Annotated in this window: 20 protein-coding genes and 1 pseudogene; 10 read left to right on the top strand and 11 right to left on the bottom strand. The window is 38.4% G+C overall.

Annotated features, from left to right (window positions below; translation table 11 throughout):
• Nucleotides 1-39: 39 nt before the first annotated feature.
• The 7 genes and pseudogenes from ACLNCP_RS06945 to ACLNCP_RS06915 all read left to right on the top strand — a co-directional run.
• Entirely contained in the window at nt 40-1,014 is a 975-nt protein-coding gene (locus tag ACLNCP_RS06945) for a LacI family DNA-binding transcriptional regulator (protein ID WP_000207599.1), read from the top strand.
• A complete protein-coding gene (gene rbsK / locus ACLNCP_RS06940; protein ID WP_084947096.1) occupies nt 1,014-1,925 on the top strand; it encodes a ribokinase in 912 nt (303 codons plus the stop codon). Before ACLNCP_RS06945 ends, rbsK begins: the two co-directional genes overlap by 1 nt.
• Nucleotides 1,900-2,298, top strand: a complete 399-nt coding sequence (gene rbsD, locus ACLNCP_RS06935) for a D-ribose pyranase (RefSeq protein ID WP_000759833.1) — start codon at nt 1,900-1,902, stop codon at nt 2,296-2,298. The genes rbsK and rbsD overlap by 26 nt, the downstream gene beginning before the upstream one ends.
• 13 nt (nt 2,299-2,311) lie before the next feature.
• The gene (locus ACLNCP_RS06930) at nt 2,312-3,790 is read left to right on the top strand and encodes a sugar ABC transporter ATP-binding protein (RefSeq protein ID WP_424844229.1); all 1,479 of its coding nucleotides are present in this window, start codon (nt 2,312-2,314) and stop codon (nt 3,788-3,790) included.
• 1 nt (nt 3,791) lies between these two features.
• A complete protein-coding gene (locus tag ACLNCP_RS06925) occupies nt 3,792-4,736 on the top strand; it encodes an ABC transporter permease subunit (protein ID WP_004248623.1) in 945 nt (314 codons plus the stop codon).
• A gap of 103 nt (nt 4,737-4,839) precedes the next feature.
• On the top strand, nt 4,840-5,805 hold the full coding sequence (locus ACLNCP_RS06920) for a substrate-binding domain-containing protein (RefSeq protein ID WP_000789621.1): 966 nt from the start codon (nt 4,840-4,842) through the stop codon (nt 5,803-5,805).
• 77 nt (nt 5,806-5,882) lie between these two features.
• A pseudogene (locus tag ACLNCP_RS06915) lies at nt 5,883-6,023 on the top strand (8-oxo-dGTP diphosphatase); the annotation flags it as partial.
• Here the strand turns inward: ACLNCP_RS06915 and ACLNCP_RS06910 are convergent.
• The 5 genes from ACLNCP_RS06910 to coaB all read right to left on the bottom strand — a co-directional run bounded on the left by ACLNCP_RS06910 (nt 6,020) and on the right by coaB (nt 9,051).
• A complete protein-coding gene (locus tag ACLNCP_RS06910; protein ID WP_020902811.1) occupies nt 6,020-6,535 on the bottom strand; it encodes a transcription repressor NadR in 516 nt (171 codons plus the stop codon). The pseudogene ACLNCP_RS06915 and the gene ACLNCP_RS06910 overlap by 4 nt on opposite strands.
• Before the next feature lie 11 nt (nt 6,536-6,546).
• Complete coding sequence (locus ACLNCP_RS06905; protein ID WP_049500798.1) at nt 6,547-7,074, bottom strand: ECF transporter S component; 528 nt, start codon at nt 7,072-7,074, stop codon at nt 6,547-6,549.
• Between the two features lie 177 nt (nt 7,075-7,251).
• Nucleotides 7,252-7,815, bottom strand: coding sequence for an ECF transporter S component (locus ACLNCP_RS06900; RefSeq protein WP_000747412.1), 564 nt, complete (start codon nt 7,813-7,815; stop codon nt 7,252-7,254).
• Entirely contained in the window at nt 7,799-8,350 is a 552-nt protein-coding gene (coaC, locus tag ACLNCP_RS06895) for a phosphopantothenoylcysteine decarboxylase (protein ID WP_070482656.1), read from the bottom strand. The genes ACLNCP_RS06900 and coaC overlap by 17 nt, the downstream gene beginning before the upstream one ends.
• Before the next feature lie 11 nt (nt 8,351-8,361).
• The gene (gene coaB, locus ACLNCP_RS06890; protein ID WP_424844228.1) at nt 8,362-9,051 is read right to left on the bottom strand and encodes a phosphopantothenate--cysteine ligase; all 690 of its coding nucleotides are present in this window, start codon (nt 9,049-9,051) and stop codon (nt 8,362-8,364) included.
• Nucleotides 9,052-9,280: 229 nt separating this feature from the next.
• On the opposite strand from coaB, the gene ACLNCP_RS06885 reads away from it, so the two are divergent.
• The 3 genes from ACLNCP_RS06885 (at nt 9,281) to radC (ending at nt 14,233) form a co-directional block, all read left to right on the top strand.
• Nucleotides 9,281-10,951, top strand: a complete 1,671-nt coding sequence (locus ACLNCP_RS06885; RefSeq protein WP_424844227.1) for a formate--tetrahydrofolate ligase — start codon at nt 9,281-9,283, stop codon at nt 10,949-10,951.
• A 267-nt stretch (nt 10,952-11,218) separates the two neighbouring features.
• The gene (gene pcrA, locus ACLNCP_RS06880) at nt 11,219-13,510 is read left to right on the top strand and encodes a DNA helicase PcrA (protein WP_424844226.1); all 2,292 of its coding nucleotides are present in this window, start codon (nt 11,219-11,221) and stop codon (nt 13,508-13,510) included.
• 42 nt (nt 13,511-13,552) lie between these two features.
• Entirely contained in the window at nt 13,553-14,233 is a 681-nt protein-coding gene (radC, locus tag ACLNCP_RS06875; protein WP_424844225.1) for a RadC family protein, read from the top strand.
• Here the strand turns inward: radC and ACLNCP_RS06870 are convergent.
• The 6 genes from ACLNCP_RS06870 to ACLNCP_RS06845 form a co-directional block, all read right to left on the bottom strand.
• Nucleotides 14,230-14,919 (bottom strand): gamma-glutamyl-gamma-aminobutyrate hydrolase family protein, encoded by a 690-nt coding sequence (locus ACLNCP_RS06870; protein ID WP_424844224.1) that lies wholly within the window; start codon nt 14,917-14,919, stop codon nt 14,230-14,232. The two genes, radC and ACLNCP_RS06870, sit on opposite strands and share 4 nt — an antisense overlap.
• Nucleotides 14,920-14,936: 17 nt before the next feature.
• The gene (locus ACLNCP_RS06865) at nt 14,937-15,578 is read right to left on the bottom strand and encodes a redox-sensing transcriptional repressor Rex (RefSeq protein WP_000653417.1); all 642 of its coding nucleotides are present in this window, start codon (nt 15,576-15,578) and stop codon (nt 14,937-14,939) included.
• A gap of 82 nt (nt 15,579-15,660) precedes the next feature.
• Nucleotides 15,661-15,876, bottom strand: a complete 216-nt coding sequence (locus ACLNCP_RS06860) for a DUF4649 family protein (RefSeq protein WP_185768004.1) — start codon at nt 15,874-15,876, stop codon at nt 15,661-15,663.
• A gap of 7 nt (nt 15,877-15,883) precedes the next feature.
• The gene (locus ACLNCP_RS06855) at nt 15,884-16,231 is read right to left on the bottom strand and encodes a DUF1831 domain-containing protein (protein ID WP_000863540.1); all 348 of its coding nucleotides are present in this window, start codon (nt 16,229-16,231) and stop codon (nt 15,884-15,886) included.
• Nucleotides 16,232-16,235: 4 nt separating this feature from the next.
• A complete protein-coding gene (locus ACLNCP_RS06850) occupies nt 16,236-17,351 on the bottom strand; it encodes a cysteine desulfurase (protein WP_261240317.1) in 1,116 nt (371 codons plus the stop codon).
• A 9-nt stretch (nt 17,352-17,360) separates the two neighbouring features.
• On the bottom strand, nt 17,361-18,320 hold the full coding sequence (locus ACLNCP_RS06845) for a ribose-phosphate diphosphokinase (protein ID WP_173876226.1): 960 nt from the start codon (nt 18,318-18,320) through the stop codon (nt 17,361-17,363).
• Between the last annotated feature and the right edge of the window lie 19 nt (nt 18,321-18,339).

Below are 18,339 nucleotides of genomic sequence, written 5' to 3'. Positions count from 1 at the left end.
AAATAAGGGAACGGTTCCACAACGTAAGAAGGAGGAGTGATGACTACAATAAAACAGGTTGCTGAAGAAGCTGGAGTATCAAAATCAACAGTTTCAAGATATATTTCGAAAAAAGGCTATGTCGGAGATGATGCTAGAGAAAAGATAAAAAATGCTATCAAGAAATTAAATTACACGCCGAATGTATTAGCACAATCTTTGAAAACTAAAAAAAATCAAATGGTAGGACTCTTATTGCCAGATATTTCTAATCCCTTCTTCCCAAGATTGGTTCGAGGAGCTGAATCATATTTGAAAGATAAAGGTTATAGGATTATGGTTGGTACTATTTCAGATCATGATTCGTTAGAAGAATATATAAACCTTTTGTTAAAAACAAATGCAGCTGGTATTATAACGACACTTGACTTTACAAAGGAATTTCCAAATCTGACGTTACCTGTCGTTGTGGTTGACCGGATTAGTAAAGATACAGGTTACGGTGTCTTTTCTGATAATCAGTTGGGTGGACGTTTGGCTGCTAAAGCAATTTGGAATGCTGGCGCTAAGCAAGTTATGATTATTAAAGTTTTAGATGATAAAGCTGAGAACATTGCGGAACGATTTGAAGCAAGTTTAAACTATTTGAGGAATAAATCTTTAGAGATTCGTATTGAAGAAAGTGAAACATTTGAGTTTGAAAAAATTCAAACAGAAGCTAAAGAGAATCTAAAAAGAAATCCAAATATTGATAGTATTATAGCGCCTTCTGATATTCATGCGATAGCTTATATTCATGAAATTTTAGCAATTGGTAAAAAAATCCCAGATGATATTCAAATCATTGGTTATGATGATATTGTACTTAGTCAATTTATTTATCCTTCTTTATCAACTATTCACCAATCATCATATAAAATGGGAGAACAGGCTGCAAAGCTAATCTATAATATGGCAAATAAGTTCTCTATAGATGAAGCTAAAATTAAACTACCTGTTAGATACGTAGAAAGAAATACATTAAGGAGAAAGTAATGAGTAAAATTGTTGTTGTTGGAAGTATTTCAATGGACTTAGTTATGAGAACAAAAAGGATTCCAGAAGGAGGTGAAACGATTTTTGGGGATTCATTTAATATAGTTCCGGGTGGAAAAGGTGCAAATCAAGCTGTAGCTATTGGTAGATTATCCAGTGTAGAAGATAATATTTACATATTTGGAAACGTCGGAGAAGATATTTTTTCAGCAGATTTACTAAGTAATCTGCAAAATAATAATATTTCTACAGAACATGTGGGAACGGTACCACAATCTACAGGAGTTGCACAAATTACTTTATATGGAGGTGATAATAGAATTATTTATTATCCCGGAGCGAATAATTTAGTTAAAACAAATGATTGGAAAAATGAGTGGGAATTGATTAGTGATGCAAGTATTGTTGTATTACAGAATGAAATACTACATGAAGCCAACCTATCTATAGCTAAATTTTGTCAAGAAAATAAAGTTAAGGTACTTTACAATCCTGCACCAGCTAGAGAAACAGATATAGAGATGATTCCTTTTTGTGATTTTATTACTCCTAATGAGCATGAATGTTCAGAGCTTTTTCCAGATAAGAAATTAGAAGAAATTATTAAAATTTATCCTAATAAAATGATTGTGACATTAGGAGTTGAAGGTTCTATTTATTATGATGGGGCAGCAGTTCAGAAGATTCCTGCTATAAAAGCAGAAGTAGTTGATACTACAGGAGCAGGAGATACGTTTAATGGTGCTTTTGCTTATGCTGTCTCAAAAGGAAAAGAGATGAATGTTGCATTGTCCTTTGCAACGATTGCTTCACATCTTTCTGTTCAAAGATTTGGAGCGCAAGGTGGCATGCCGAGTTTGAAAGAAATAAAGGAGCATCCAGGATATGAAGAAATATGGGATTTTAAATAGTAATATAGCAAAACTAGCTGATGATTTAGGTCATATGGATTTGGTTTGTATTGGAGATTTAGGATTGCCAGTTCCAAAAGGTATTGATAAAATTGATTTAGCATTAAGAAAAGGTAGTCCAAGTTTTTTAGAAGTTTTAAAAGAATATTCAGATCATGTACTTATTGAAAAAATTTTCTTAGCAGAAGAAATTAAGGAAAAAAACAAAGAACAGTGGCAAGCAGTTCTAGATCTTTTAGGATCGAATATAATTATTGAATATATTAGTCATGAAGAATTGAAAGCTATGAATACTACAGTTAAGGCAGTTATTCGCACTGGGGAAGATACACCATATTCGAATATAATCTTGCAATCAGGAGTTATTATTTAGAAGGGAGTTTCCTATGAAAATTGAAATGAAGAACATTTCAAAATCTTTTGGGAATAATCGTGTTTTAGAAAGTATTGATTTGGTTCTTAATTCAAGAGAAGTTCATGCTTTAATGGGAGAGAATGGTGCAGGCAAATCAACCTTAATGAATATTTTAACTGGACTTTTTCCAGCTACTTCAGGAACTATTTTTATTGATGGAAAAGAAAAAACATTTTCTAATCCTCAAGAGGCAGAACGGTTTGGACTGAGTTTTATTCATCAAGAAATGAATACTTGGCCAGATATGACTGTACTTGATAATCTTTTTTTAGGAAGAGAAATTAAAAATTCGATTGGGTTTCTAGATAAAGCTAGTATGGAAAGGAAAGCTAAAGAAGCATTTAAACGTCTTAATATCTCTATTCCTCTCGATGCAATCATTGGTCAATTATCAGTCGGACAACAACAAATGATAGAAATAGCAAAATGTTTATTATCAGAAGTTTCCTTGTTAATTATGGATGAACCCACAGCAGCTTTAACTGATTGTGAAACTGAAACACTTTTTAAAGTGATAGAAGGATTAAAATCTGATGGTGTAGGTATTGTGTATATTTCACATCGGATGGAAGAAATCTTTAAGATTACAGATCTTATAACTGTTATGAGGGATGGGTTTGTAATTGATACCAAGAGAACGAAGTTAACTAATGCGGATGAATTAGTTCAAAAGATGGTGGGGCGTGAATTAGAAGATTATTATCCAGAAAAAAAGGCTGAGATTGGGAATATTGTTTTTCAAGCTAAGAATCTTTCTGGTGATGCTTTTACGGATATTTCTTTCTATGTACGTCAAGGGGAAATTCTTGGTTTTTCTGGTTTGATGGGTGCTGGTCGTACTGAAATAATGCGAGCAATTTTTGGAATTGATTCTTTAAAATCTGGTCAAATTATAATAAATGAAGAAGAACTGATAATTAAAAATCCTTTTGAAGCAATTAAGCATGGAATTGGTTTCTTAACAGAAGATCGTAAAGATGAGGGATTGATTTTAGATTTTTCTATTAAAGATAATATGACTTTACCTAGTACTCGTGATTTTGTTAAAAATGGCATTTTTGATAATAAAACAAGTGATATATTTGTACAACGTTTAATTGATAGGCTACGAATTAAATCAGGTTATCCAGATAAGGAAGTTGGGACACTTTCTGGTGGTAATCAACAGAAAGTAGTTTTAGCAAAATGGATAGGTATTGCTCCAAAAGTACTGATTCTAGATGAGCCAACTCGTGGGGTAGATGTTGGTGCTAAGCGTGAAATTTACCAATTAATGAATGAATTGGCTGAACGAGGTGTGCCGATTATTATGGTATCTTCAGATTTACCAGAAGTGATCGGAGTCAGTGATCGCATTATGGTCATGCATGAAGGAAGAATTAGTGGAGAATTAACACGTCAAGAAGCTACACAAGAAAAAGTTATGCAACTAGCCACAGGAGGACAATAGTGTGAAAAATACTATGAAGTATATGTCAGAATTGACAACAGTAATAGCATTGATAATTTTAATGGCTGTCATCACTATTATCAATTCAAATTTTTTAACAGCAAATAATCTGTTAAATTTACTATTGCAAGTAACATCAAATGCACTGATCGCTTTTGGAATGACCTTTGTTATTCTAACAGGTGGAATTGATTTATCAGTTGGATCAATTTTAGCCTTATCCAGTGCGCTAACCGCTGGCCTATTAGGATCTGGAATGCCTGTTACGTTAGCAATTCTCATCTCTTTAATTTTGGGTTGCATTCTGGGGATGATGAATGGTTTATTGATTTCCTACGGGAAATTAGCTCCATTTATCGTTACTTTAGCAACTATGACTATTTTTAGAGGCGCAACACTTGTTTATACAAATGGGAATCCTATCACAAAAGGATTAAGTGATACATTCTTATTTCAATTTTTGGGGCAAGGTTATATAGTCGGAATTCCATTTCCTGTAATTATTATGTTTATTGTATTTATTGTTTTATATGTTTTACTTCATAAAACAGCATTTGGTAAATCTGTGTATGCTATAGGGGGGAATGAAAAAGCAGCATATATATCAGGTGTGAAACTAAATAAAGTGAAAATTATCATTTATTCAATTTCAGGTATTATGGCTTCAATTTCTGGATTGATTATAACATCACGCTTAAGTTCTGCTCAACCAACAGCAGGTGCTAGTTATGAAATGGATGCTATTGCAGCTGTTGTTCTTGGGGGAACCTCTTTATCAGGAGGTAAAGGTCGCATACTGGGGACCTTAATAGGTGCTTTAATTATTGGGGTTTTGAATAATGGACTTAATATTATCGGTGTTTCAGCATTTTGGCAACAAGTAGTAAAAGGAGTTGTAATCTTAATTGCTGTTCTGATTGATCGTTTTAAAGTTGTAAAACAGTAGAATAATTTTCAATTTTTTTGGAAATAGTAACAATTTATTAGATGACGTACAATAATCGGGATTGAAACTATCCCTATAGATATATATTACGAGGAGTAATAACATGAAAAATATTAAAAAAATTAGCATTTTTGCTTTGTTTGTAACATTTATTTTTGCTTTAGTAGCTTGTGGAAAAACTGGTTTAGGAAATTCATCAAATGATAATAAATCTACGATTCAAAAGTCGGCAAAAGAATTAAAATTAGGAGTTTCTATTTCGACTACTAACAATCCCTATTTTGTAGCTATGAAAGATGGTCTTGAAAAAGCCGCAAGAGAAAAAGAAGTAACTTTGAAGATAGCAGATGCACAAGATGATGCTGCTAGACAAGCAGATGATATTCAAAATTTTATTAGTCAAAATGTTGATGCTTTACTAATTAATCCAGTTGATTCTGATGCAATTGTTACATCTATTAAAGCTGCTAATAATGCAAATATTCCGGTAATCTTAATTGACCGCGGTAGTAATGGAGGTGAAGTCTTGACAACTGTTGCTTCTGATAACGTAGAAGCAGGTAAAATGGCTGCAGAATTTATTACCAAGCAATTGGGAGAAAAAGCAAAAACTTTTGAATTATCAGGAGTCCCTGGCGCTTCTGCAACTGTAGATAGAGGTAAAGGATTTGAACAAATTTCAAAGACAAATTTAGATGTTCTTTCTAGTCAATCCGCTAATTTTGACCGCGCAAAAGCTTTGAATACAGCGCAAAATATGATTCAAGGAAACAAAGAAGTGCAAGCAATCTTTGCACAGAATGATGAGATGGCGTTAGGAGCTGCACAAGCAGTAAAAGCAGCTGGTCTTAGCAATGTATTAATTGTTGGTATTGATGGTCAACCAGATGCACATGATGCTATTGCAAAAGGTGATATTACTGCCACTATTGCTCAGCAACCAGCTAAGATGGGTGAAATTGCTATTCAATCAGCAATAGATCATTATCAAGGGAAAAAACTGGAAAAAGAAACAGTTTCTCCAATTTATCTTGTGACTAAGGATAATGTTGATCAACATAACTGGTGATATATTTTTAGTAAGCAAGTAGTTGTTAATTTTCATTCAATGTGGTTTTTAAATATCATTGTTACTATTTGAGCTATTGGATTCAAAAAGACCAGATTCCAAACTTGGATCTGGCCTATGATATGCTACCTTTGATGGAGATGATGGAAGCTCCGGACAAATCTGAATTTTTCTACCGTCATCGTATAGAAGATGGATGGGAGAAGAAAATCTTCTAGTCTTTTACTAAATAACCTAGCTGATCCAAGGCCTCCTCGATATAGCGGAGGTCTTGCTGTGTTTCAGCTTCGACTAGGTGGTAATGGATGCCATCTGTCAATTCAGACAGAGGTCTAAAATCTGAATGCTCGACTTGTTCTAGAAAATGTTGCACGTCTCGGCGACAAGACAGTTTCAGCAAGGTTTCGATTTCTCCATAAACGGGATGGTCAATCAAGGTATTTTGAACACGTCCACCATTATCAACGATAGCAAGGAGTTCTTGACCGATTTCTTCAACTTCATGTTTCACCTTGAAAAGTTTGTGAACATAAGGGTTGGTTTCAATTTGCTTATAGACGTAGCCACGATTGGTGGATAGGATAGGAGCGCCATCGGCTCTTAAAATTGCAATGTCCTGTACAATGACCTGGCGTGTAACATGAAAATGTTCAGCTAAACTTTGGCCATTGAGGGCTTTAGGAGTTTCTTTCAAGAGTTGGAGCAGGGCTTGTTTGCGATCTTTTGTCATAGCTTTTCCTTTTAACGGCGTTTTCGAAGCACTTTATAGACAGCTAGTGCTAATGTATAGTCTACCATACTATGGATAATTGTGCCAAATCCAACTAGTATAAATAGAACATAAAACATATTTTCTACATTGGTACCCGAAGTTGCATAAAAAACGACACAAGCTAATACTTCAGCAAGAGCATGGACAAGCGCTAACACAAAGTTGAAAACCCAGGAAGATTTTGGTTTATCTAGGGTATCGGGGAATTTTTGTAGGTAAAGAGCCCCCAAAGTCCCAAAAAAGATATGGGAAAAAGCTCGAAAAACGATCACCATGGGATAGCCAGCCATCAAAAATCCAAAACTAGAGGCTAAGATGACAAAAACAGCCATCAAGGGCGATAAGAACATGGCGATAAAAATAGCGATGTGGCTTCCTAAAGTATAGGAAGCAGGTGGAATGACAATCTTAAAAGGCATAACAATTGGAATCAAAATTGCAATAGCCGTTAAGAGGGCAGTCATTGTCATAAATTGTGTCTTTTTCCGTGTGTTCATAAGAATCTCCTTTTAACTGTATATACACTAGTATAGTACACCAAACAAGACAATAAAGCAAGGATTTACTTAGGTTTATAGGTCATTTTTCAGTTAAAGACTTGTAGATATTTTACTAAAAATCAAAACTATACAGAGCGAAATCTCCACCTTCAAGTATGAAAGTGGAGATTGTTTTTATTTTTTCAAAGTCTGTAGTCTTGGAACAATGGCTAGGGTTAGAACTGCGGAAATAACTAATTCAGCAATCGAATTTGTTGAGATAACAGTTGCTAGGAGTTTTTGGATATTACCATCAAAGACATTTCCAAAAAGGTAGAAAATTCCACCAAGTACAAAGACTGTATTGGTAAGTGAACCAAGGGCACCAGCTAAAATAAGACCAGTTTTATTTTTCATCAGTTTATAAACTAGATACGGAGTCAAACCAATCAAAATACGTGGGACGATGGCAATGATAGCTGAGTAAATGTTACCGTTTGGGACGAATGGTGAGAAGAGGTAGCTTGTCGGTAGAATCGTAATCGTATTAACTGTCAAGCTAAGTAGCCCCATCAAAAATCCAAGTGTAACCCCAACGCGTGGACCGTAAATAATACTGGCAATAATGACAGGAATATGAACGATGGTCGGTTTGATTGGGAATGGAAAAAGGTTAAAGATAAGTGAGCTCAGAAAGTGTATCACGAGCATGGTTGCAAAAAAGATAGCAATGGGTGCAATATTAGAGCGTTTTTTCATCGAGAGTTTCCTTTATTCTTTCTAAAATAATTGTGAGGTCGGCTAAAGCTCCTCGTCCATGATCGCCACAAGCTAGTAGGGATTCATTAGGAGCAATCAGCTGATAGCCGTAGCTTTCTAATGTTTTCAGATTAGCCTGAGTTGCTGGATGGTCATACATTTTTGTATTCATAGCAGGAGCTATTAGTTTAGGAATATGACTGGGCAGGGCTAGAGCTGTACTGGTTACCATGTTATCCGCAAAGCCGTGGGCTAGTTTTGCAATAGTGTTAGCTGTTGCAGGGACTATGATGAATAAATCCGTTTCTTTTCCAAGCTCGATATGATTGACTTTATCAGGATAGGGGTCCTTCATGACATCCAAGTGGACAGGATTCTGTGAGAGTACCTGTAGTGTCAAAGGTTGGATAAACTCTGTAGCAGCCTGAGTCATTAAAACAGTAACTTGATGGCCTTGTTTTTTTAGAGAACTGACTAAATCTGCCGACTTGTAAGAGGCGATTGAGCCCGTTACAGCCAAGAGAATGTTTGCCATAGCTTTCCTTTCTAAGAATGATAGTTTTGAATTTTTTCAAGGAGGAGTTTTGCAATTTCTTCTTTAGTGTTAACCGTTTGAAGATTATCTTTCTCAACAAAGATTGCACGATGCTGGTTCGCTGAGATTTGAGTCAGATCATTTGCGATAATCAAGTCTGCTTGGTTCTTGATAAGACTTTTTCTAGCAATGTCAACCAGATGATCTTCGGTAACATCAACCAGCAGTTTGAAACCAATCAGATGAATAGCAGGATTCCATTCCTTGACTAGAGAGATGATTTTGGGTGTCTTTTTTAGGAACAAAACCTGAACCTCGTCAGTTGAAGAAATCTTAGCTTGATGATTTTGCTTGCTTAAAAATTCTTCTAGATTAGAGCTAGCCTGAACTTCCTCCAGCCCTGTCATATAGACAGGAGTGTAATCAGATACGGCCATTGAGTGAATCAAAACCTGATAATCTGCAACACGTTCTTTCATTTCCAGAAGAAGGTTCTTGGTATTGTTAATTTCTCGAATGCTTAGGTTGGGATGGGCTTCTGGCTTCACGGCTCGTTTTGTTGTTATCAAACAAACTTCATGCCCTGCAGCAAGCAAAGTTTCTGTGATGATTTTGCCCAAGCGACCTGTGGAATGATTAGTGATAGAGCGGACGCTATCAATAGCTTCACTGGTACCGCCCGATGTAACTAAAATTTTCATAGCACTATTGTACACAAAAATAAACGGTAAGTAAAATGAAAGTGATAAATTTTTGGTAAAAACGAAGATTTACTATAGTTTCAAACTATAAAGCCATATAAAATTTAAGAAAGGACTATAAAAACCCTAAAAACAGGGATATTTACGAACGTTTAGAGAGTTTTGGGATGTTAAAAATCTTGTTTTGTGATATAATGAATTATCATATAAGAGGTTAGAGGAGTTTTGAATGAAAACAGATATTGAAATCGCACAGAGTATTGAGTTGAAACCAATCGTTGATGTTGTAGAGAAACTTGGTATTTCTTACGACGATTTGGAGTTGTACGGAAAGTACAAGGCTAAGCTCAGCTTTGATAAAATTCGTGCAGTTGAGAGCAATCCAGTTGGAAAATTGATCTTGGTTACTGCCATCAATCCAACACCTGCAGGTGAAGGAAAATCAACTATTACCATTGGTCTGGCGGATGCCTTGAATAAAATTGGCAAGAAAACGATGATTGCTATCCGCGAACCATCTCTTGGTCCAGTAATGGGGATTAAGGGTGGTGCTGCTGGTGGTGGGTATGCCCAAGTTCTCCCTATGGAAGATATTAACCTTCACTTTACTGGAGACATGCATGCCATTACGACTGCCAATAATGCTCTTTCTGCTTTGATTGACAACCACTTGCACCAAGGGAATGAGCTGGGAATTGACCAACGTCGTATTCTCTGGAAACGTGTAGTGGACTTGAATGATCGTGCTCTTCGCCATGTGACCGTTGGACTTGGTGGCCCTTTAAATGGTATTCCTCGTGAGGATGGCTTTGACATTACCGTTGCTTCCGAAATCATGGCAATTCTTTGCTTGGCAACAGACATCGAGGACTTGAAACGCCGCTTGGCTAATATCGTTATCGGTTATCGCTATGACCGAACACCTGTTTCTGTTGGTGATCTGCAGGTTGAAGGTGCTTTAGCATTAATCTTGAAGGATGCTATTAAGCCAAACCTAGTTCAGACAATTTACGGTACACCTGCCTTTGTACACGGTGGTCCATTTGCCAATATTGCTCATGGATGTAATTCAGTCTTGGCAACTACAACAGCCCTTCACTTGGCTGATTACACAGTTACTGAAGCTGGTTTTGGTGCAGACCTTGGTGCCGAAAAATTCCTTGATATTAAGACACCAAACTTGCCAACATCTCCAGATGCAGTAGTTATTGTTGCAACCCTTCGTGCCCTTAAGATGAATGGTGGCGTGGCTAAAGATGCTCTGACAGAGGAAAATGTGGAGGCAGTTCGTGCCGGTTTTGCTAACTTGAAACGCCACGTTGAAAATATCCGTAAGTTCGGTATTCCAGCAGTTGTGGCTATTAACGAATTTGTGTCTGATACAGAAGCTGAAATTGCAGCCTTGAAAGAACTCTGTGCGTCAATTGATGTGCCAGTCGAGTTAGCAAGTGTCTGGGCTGATGGTGCAGAAGGTGGAGTAGCACTTGCCGAAACAGTTGTTAAGACTATCGCTGAAAACCCAGCTAACTATAAACGTTTGTATGACAATGACCTTTCTGTTCAAGAAAAGGTTGAAAAGATTGTTACTGAAATCTACCGTGGTAGCAAAGTGAACTTTGAGAAGAAAGCTCAAACACAAATCACTCAAATCGTTCAAAATGGTTGGGACAAATTGCCAATCTGTATGGCTAAAACTCAATACAGTTTTTCAGATAATCCAAATGCACTTGGAGCACCTGAAAACTTTGAAATTACCATTCGTGAATTGGTACCAAAATTAGGTGCAGGCTTCATCGTTGCCTTAACTGGTGATGTCATGACTATGCCAGGACTTCCAAAACGACCAGCAGCTCTCAATATGGATGTTGAAAGCGATGGAACAGTCCTAGGTTTGTTCTAGTATATTGTAATTGACTTTGTACTCTTCGAAAATCAAATTCAAACCACGTCAGCTTCACCTTGCCGTACTCAAGTACAGCCTGCGGCTAGCTTCCTAGTTTGCACTTCGATTTTCATTGAGTAAAAAATGAGTTTGGAAATACTATCCAAGCTCATTTTTTATCTAGATATAAGAAGTTGCCTTCTACACGTAACCAGTCTAGGTAAAGATATTTTCCCTGAATTCTGATATAATAGAAATATTGACTTCAAGAGTAAGGAAGAGAAGATGAACGCATTATTAAATGGAATGAATGACCGTCAAGCTGAGGCAGTGCAAACGACAGAAGGTCCCTTGTTAATCATGGCGGGGGCTGGTTCTGGAAAGACCCGAGTTTTGACCCACCGTATCGCTTATTTGATTGATGAAAAGCTGGTCAATCCGTGGAATATATTGGCCATTACCTTTACTAATAAGGCTGCGCGTGAGATGAAGGAGCGTGCTTATAGCCTCAATCCAGCCACTCAGGACTGTCTGATTGCGACCTTCCACTCCATGTGTGTGCGTATTTTGCGTCGTGATGCGGCTCATATTGGCTACAACCGTAATTTTACTATTGTCGATCCTGGTGAACAGCGAACGCTCATGAAACGCATTCTCAAGCAGTTAAACTTGGATCCGAAAAAATGGAATGAACGAACTATTTTGGGGACTATTTCCAATGCTAAGAATGATTTAATTGATGATGTGGCTTATGCTGCTCAAGCCGGGGATATGTACACACAAATCGTGGCTCAGTGCTATACGGCCTATCAGAAAGAATTGCGTCAGTCGGAGTCGGTTGACTTTGATGATTTGATTATGCTGACCCTGCGTCTCTTTGATCAAAATCCTGATGTTTTGACTTACTATCAACAGAAATTCCAATACATCCACGTTGATGAGTACCAAGATACCAACCATGCCCAGTACCAATTGGTCAAACTCTTGGCTTCGCGCTTTAAAAACATCTGTGTTGTTGGGGATGCGGACCAGTCTATCTACGGTTGGCGTGGTGCTGATATGCAGAATATCTTGGACTTCGAAAAGGATTATCCCCAAGCCAAGGTTGTCTTGTTAGAAGAAAACTATCGTTCAACTAAAACCATTCTCCAAGCGGCCAACGAGGTCATTAAAAACAATAAAAACCGCCGTCCTAAGAATCTCTGGACCCAGAATGCGGATGGAGAACAAATCGTTTACTATCGTGCCAATGATGAGCTAGATGAGGCTGTATTTGTAGCCAGAACTATCGATGAACTTGGTCGGAGTCAAAACTTCCTTCACAAGGATTTTGCAGTTCTTTATCGTACTAATGCGCAGTCCCGTACTATTGAGGAAGCCTTGCTCAAGTCAAATATTCCTTATACCATGATTGGCGGAACCAAGTTCTACAGCCGTAAGGAAATCCGAGATATTATCGCTTACCTCAATCTTATTGCCAATTTGAGTGACAATATCAGTTTTGAGCGTATTATCAACGAACCGAAACGTGGAATTGGCCCAGGTACAGTTGAGAAAATCCGTGATTTTGCGAATATGCAAGGCATGTCTATGTTAGATGCTTCAGCAAATATCATGTTATCTGGCATCAAGGGGAAGGCGGCCCAATCTATCTGGGATTTTGCCAATATAATTCTTGATTTACGGGAGCAGTTGGACCAATTAAGTATTACTGAGTTGGTTGAGGCAGTGCTAGAAAAAACTGGTTACGTAGATATTCTTAATGCCCAAGCGACTCTAGAAAGTAAGGCTCGGGTAGAAAACATCGAAGAGTTCCTTTCTGTTACGAAAAACTTTGATGACACCTCTGATGTGCCAGAAGAGGAAACTGGTTTGGACAAACTGAGTCGTTTCTTAAATGACTTGGCCTTGATTGCGGACACAGATTCAGGGAGTCAGGAGACATCGGAAGTTACCCTAATGACCCTGCATGCTGCCAAAGGTCTCGAGTTTCCAGTTGTCTTTTTGATTGGGATGGAAGAAAATGTCTTCCCGCTTAGCCGTGCGGCTGAAGATCAAGATGAACTAGAAGAAGAACGCCGTCTGGCCTATGTAGGAATTACGCGTGCAGAGAAAATTCTCTATCTGACAAATGCCAACTCGCGCCTGCTTTTCGGTCGTACCAACTACAACCGTCCGACTCGTTTTATTAACGAAATCAGTTCAGACTTACTTGAGTATCAAGGATTGGCGCGCCCAGCAAATACAAGCTTTAAAGCATCATACAGCAGTGGTAGTATTTCCTTCGCTCAAGGTATGAGTTTGGCGCAGGCCCTCCAAGACCGTAAACGCGGTGTGGCACCAAAAAATATTCAGTCAAGCGGTCTTCCATTTGGTCAATTTACAGCTGGACCAAAATCAGCGTCTAGCGAGACAAATTGGTCCATTGGTGACATTGCCCTCCACAAGAAATGGGGAGAGGGAACTGTTCTGGAAGTTTCAGGTAACGGAGCTACTCAGGAATTAAAAATCAATTTCCCAGAAGTAGGTTTGAAAAAACTTTTAGCCAGTGTGGCTCCAATTGAGAAAAAAATCTAATTTTTCATCCTTCTCACGAATAATAAAGTGAGGAGGATTTTTATGTATAGTATTTCATTCCAAGAAGATTCACTATTACCAAGAGAAAGGCTGGCAAAAGAAGGAGTTGAATCACTCAGTAATCAAGAGTTGCTAGCTATTTTACTTAGGACAGGAACACGTCAAGCTAGTGTTTTTGAAATTGCCCAGAAAGTCTTGAGCAATCTTTCAAGTCTAACGGATTTGAAAAAAATGACCCTGCAGGAATTGCAGAGTCTGTCTGGTATTGGGCGAGTTAAGGCCATAGAATTACAAGCTATGATTGAACTGGGGCATCGTATTCATAAACATGAGACTATTGAGATGGAAAGTATTCTCAGTAGTCAAAAGTTGGCCAAGAAGATGCAGCAGGAGTTGGGATATAAAAAACAAGAGCACTTGGTGGCGCTCTATCTCAATACTCAAAATCAAATCATCCATCAACAGACCATTTTTATCGGTTCTGCAACTCGTAGTATCGCTGAGCCGCGAGAGATTCTTCACTATGCTATCAAGCATATGGCGACTTCACTCATCTTGGTCCATAATCATCCTTCAGGAGCGGTAGCGCCTAGTCGAAATGATGATCATGTGACTAAACTTGTAAAAGAAGCCTGTGACCTGATGGGGATTGTCCTCTTGGACCATTTGATTGTCTCTCATTCTAATTACTTTAGTTACCGTGAAAAGACAGATTTAATTTAAAGTTCATTAACGACATAGTCAAAGAGGTTTTTATCTTTGGGACGATTTTCAAAAAGAAATTCTGGGTGCCATTGGACACCGAGAAAGTCGACATCATCCGTACTCATAACAGCTTCTATAATACCATCTTTAGGATCATGAGCTGCAATCTTTAAGTTAGGTGCTAAATCCTTAATACTCTGATGGTGGAAGGAGTTGATATGGGAGATTTCTCCATAGATTTCTCGAAGAACAGTATCAGGTTCTGTTACCAAGCGTTGAGTTGTGTACTCAGCAGAACAATCCTGCCAATGGTCTTCGATATCTTGGTACAGAGTTCCACCCATGGCAACGTTAAAGAGTTGAGTTCCACGGCAGACAGAAAAAATTGGCTTTTTCTGTTTAATAGCCTCCTTGATGAGGGCCAGTTCAAAGATATCCCTTTGAAGGTGGTAGTCATCACTATCAATGGTTTTTGGTTCACCATAGAATTTTGGATCGACATTTTGCCCACCTGTCAAGATGAGCTTGTCAATCATACTGATATAGTGGCTAGCCATTTCTTGATCACCAATCGGTAGGATGATGGGAATCCCTCCAGCGTCTTTAACGCCTTCAACAAAGCCTTTTGCTGAGTAGCTCATCATGATGTCATCATCTGGATGAGTTTTTTCGTTTCCTGTAATCCCAATAACTGGTTTTTTCATAAAATGATTTTCGCTTTCTAATCCTCTTTTCGCATGAAGTAGAGGAGGGTTTGGAGTTCACTTGTCAAATCGACATACTGAACGACCACGTCTTTTGGTAAATGCAGATGGACTGGTGAAAAACTGAGAATTCCTTTCACGCCAGCATCTACCAAGAGATTGGCAACCTCTTGTGACTTGACGCTGGGAACAGTCAGGATAGCAGTCTTCACATCAGCATCTTTGATTTTATCCTTGATTTGAGAAATCCCGTAAATAGGAATCCCATCAGGAGTTTGGGTACCGACTTCGGGATGGTCATCTAGGTCAAAGGCCATGATAATCTTCATCTTGTTACGTTCGTGGAAGCGATAGTGAAGAAGGGCATGGCCCATATTTCCAATACCAACCAGCATGACATTGGTAATGGAGTTATCATTGAGTAAATCGGCAAAAAACGTCATCAGTTTTTTGACATCATAGCCAAAACCACGACGACCAAGTTCACCAAAGTAGGAAAAATCACGACGTACGGTCGCGGAATCAATACCGATAGCCTCTGCAATTTGCTTAGAGTTGGCACGTTCAATCTTTTCTGCATGAAATCTCTTAAAAATTCGATAGTAGAGAGAGAGTCTTTTCGCTGTTGCTTTTGGAATAGCAGACTGTTTATCTTTCACAAAATCACAACCTTTCTATTCTTCTATTTTATAGAAACATTGTGAAAAAATCAACAAAAATAAGAAAAAACTAAGAAAAATCTTAGTTTTGATGTAAAAAATCTGCATCTGATAGAAAACGGTAGAGGTCTCCGACCAGTCCTTGGTAAACTTCCTGCCCTTTAAAGGTCAAAGAAGTTACATAAAGTGTATCTGGCAGAGTCACACATCCTGACAGAGCCAGCATGAGAGCTTCATAATCCTCATACTTGAGTGTACGCTCTACATGATAGCTATCCTTATAGGTCAGTTCAAACATATGGGACCTATCTTTCAGATTTTGTAAAGACACCACGTTCTACTAAACTATCCATGAGGAAGTAGAATTTTTCCTGATGAATGTGGTGGTCTTCTGATTTGAAAATATCAACTAGACGAAGGCCAAACTTGTCAGTGATATTGATTTTAGCACCTGTAAGTTCCTTGTTAATGATGATTTTGAGTTGGAATCCCTCACCGCTGTTCGGAACTTTTTCCAAAAGGCGAGTCAATTCATAGTTACCAACCTTAGTCTCAAAAAAGGTGTTGTCCTTAAGGGTGAATTTTTTAACAGAAGGGCTAAGAGTGTAGTCGTAACGACAATTTTTTAACTGAATGGTTTTTTCAAATGCCATATGGCTAACCTCCGATAATTTCTTTTAAGGTTTTTGCGAGGGTATGTAGGTCTTCAACAGTATTTTGTGGCGACAAACTGATACGAACGGATTCCTTTAAGCGTTCTGAATTTGCCCCGTACATGGCTTCAAGAACATGGCTGGATTGTACAATGCCCGCAGTACAGGCTGAACCAGTAGAGATAGAAATTCCAGCCAAATCTAGACGGAGGAGTAAGAGGTCATTTTTCTGACCAGGAAATCCAATATTGAGAACATAAGGGAGATGATGTTGTCCCCTATTGAAGTAATATTGAATGCCCTCTAGCTCTGCCAAAAAGGCAGTTTCTAGATTTTGTACATGTTGAAAATGTTCTTCTTGCTTTTCTAGGTCTTCTTTTAGGGCTGCAACCATGCCTACGATAGCAGCCAGATTTTCAGTCCCTGCACGTTTTTTCTGTTCTTGGTCTCCGCCATGGAGATAGGAATCAAAGTCCATGCTAGATGCGTAGAGAAAGCCGATTCCCTTAGGACCATGGAATTTATGGGCAGAAGCGGTGAGAAAATCAATGCCCAATTCTTCGGGATGAATTGGTATTTTACCAATAGCTTGAACTGCATCGACATGATAGGCAGCAGGGTGTTGCTTGAGTATTTGGCCAATTTCAGCAATGGGCAGTAGGTTTCCTGTCTCATTATTGGCAAACATGGTAGAAACCAAAATCGTATCGTCACGTAAAGCTTTTTGAATTTGTTGGGCTGTGATTTCTTGATTTTCTGGCTGGATAATGGTTGCTTCAAAACCAAAGTGTTGAACCAAGTAATCAATTGTTTCAAGGACGGCATGGTGCTCAATGGCAGTTGTGATGATATGTTTTCCTTGTTCTTGATGACGAAGGCAGTAGCCAATGATGGCAGTATTGTTGCCTTCTGTCCCACCAGAAGTGAAAAAGATATGTTGAGGTTTTGTCCCCAGTAACTGAGCTAGTTCCTGACGGGCTTCTCGCAAGAGTTTGCCAGCTTGACGACCATGACCATGAATACTAGATGGATTTCCGTGGGTTTCTTGCATAACCTTGGTCATCGCTGAAATAGCAACTGCTGACATGGGAGTCGTTGCAGCATTGTCCAAATAAATCAAAGAATCACCTTATTTCTTTTTGTTGTAGGCAAAGAGTGGGCTGACTGGTTTTCTTTCGTGGATACGGACGATAGCATCACCAATTAACTCACTAGCAGTGATGTAGCATACGTTTTTAGGAGTTTTTTCTTTTGTTGCTACTGAATCAGTCACAAGAATTTCTTTAATATTAGTATTATCAAGAAGTTCAGCAGCTCCTTCGACGAAGAGACCATGACTAGAAACAGCATAAATTTCTGTAGCCCCTTCACGTTCAACGATTTTAGCAGCTTCAGAGAAGGTACGTCCTGTATTTAAAATATCGTCAATCAAGATAGCTTTTTTACCTTCAACATCACCGATAATATAACCTTCGTTGCGAGTTGCATCGTCTTGAGGGTAGTCTATAATGGCGATAGGAGCATCAAGATATTCAGCTAAGCTACGAGCACGCTTTACACCTGAATTTTTAGGGCTAACCACGACAACATCTGAACCGAGTAGGCCCTTATCGCAATAATGTTTTGCAAATAGGGGAACTGTGAAAAGGTTATCGACAGGGATGTCAAAGAAGCCTTGAACCTGAACGGCATGCAAATCAAGCGTAAGGATACGATCGACACCAGCCTTAACTAGCATATTGGCAACTAGTTTCGCTGTAAGTGGCTCACGAGGTGAAGCGATACGGTCTTGACGTGCATAGCCAAAATATGGAAGGACAACGTTGATACTGTGGGCACTTGCACGTACACAAGCGTCGACCATGATCAACAATTCCATTAGGTGGTTGTTAACAGGGAAACTTGTAGACTGGATGATGTAAACATCATAACCACGGACACTTTCTTCGATATTTACTTGGATTTCTCCATCAGAAAATTGACGTGATGACAGTTTTCCAAGTGGAATACCGACAGCATCCGCAATTTTTTGTGCAATCTCTTGGTTAGAGTTGAGCGCGAAAAGTTTCATATTTTTTCTATCTGACATTATAGACCGTCCTCTGTAA

Source organism: Streptococcus sp. CL6.35 (genome assembly GCF_049737915.1).
GTDB lineage: Bacteria > Bacillota > Bacilli > Lactobacillales > Streptococcaceae > Streptococcus.
Note: the sequence above shows the minus strand (reverse complement) of the source record. Positions and strands in the feature narration are given on the sequence as shown.